This window comes from Paraburkholderia sediminicola, from assembly GCF_046027355.1.
Classification (GTDB): domain Bacteria; phylum Pseudomonadota; class Gammaproteobacteria; order Burkholderiales; family Burkholderiaceae; genus Paraburkholderia; species Paraburkholderia sediminicola_B.
In genome coordinates this window covers 1-617 of sequence record NZ_JAQQEK010000134.1, presented here as the reverse complement: position 1 = coordinate 617, position 617 = coordinate 1, and the positions used below count along the sequence as shown (strand labels likewise).

Sequence of the window (617 nt, the reverse complement as noted above, 5' to 3'; positions counted from 1 at the left end):
CTGATGTCGCTGCCGAAGCTGGTGTTCCCGGGCGGCGCGCTGGTCGGCGACGATGCGGGCTTCCTGAACGCATCGCGGATCAAGGGCTCGCATGCGGCGATCAAGACCGGCATGCTGGCTGCTGAAGCCGCTTTTGAAGCCGTGCAGGCAGGTCGCACCAGCGACGAGCTCACCGCCTATCCGGAGAGCTTTAAAACCTCGTGGCTGCATACCGAACTACATCGTGCGCGCAACTTCAAGCAGTGGATGAGCAAGGGCCTGTACCTCGGCACGCTGATGGTTGGCATCGAGCAGAAGCTGCTGGGCGGCAATGTGCCGTGGACGCTGCATCACCAGCATTCGGATCACGAAATGCTGAAGCCCGCGTCGCAGTCCAAGCCGATCACGTATCCGAAGCCGGATGGCAAGCTCACGTTCGACCGTCTTTCCTCAGTGTTCATCTCGAACACGAATCACGAGGAAAACCAGCCGGCTCACCTGACGCTGAAAGATCCGTCGGTACCGGTGAATGTGAACTGGCAGACCTATGCCGGTCCGGAATCGCGCTACTGCCCGGCAGCCGTATACGAGTTCGTCAAGAACGACGACGGCAGCGAACGCCTCGTGATCAACGCGCA

The 617-nt window shown here is 60.6% G+C and carries 1 protein-coding gene; it reads left to right on the top strand.

Features of this window, described 5'->3' with window-relative positions; all coding sequences use genetic code 11:
- Positions 1-617 (top strand): electron transfer flavoprotein-ubiquinone oxidoreductase (locus tag PQR42_RS45610; RefSeq protein ID WP_408496121.1); only part of this gene is annotated, 617 nt, incomplete at both ends.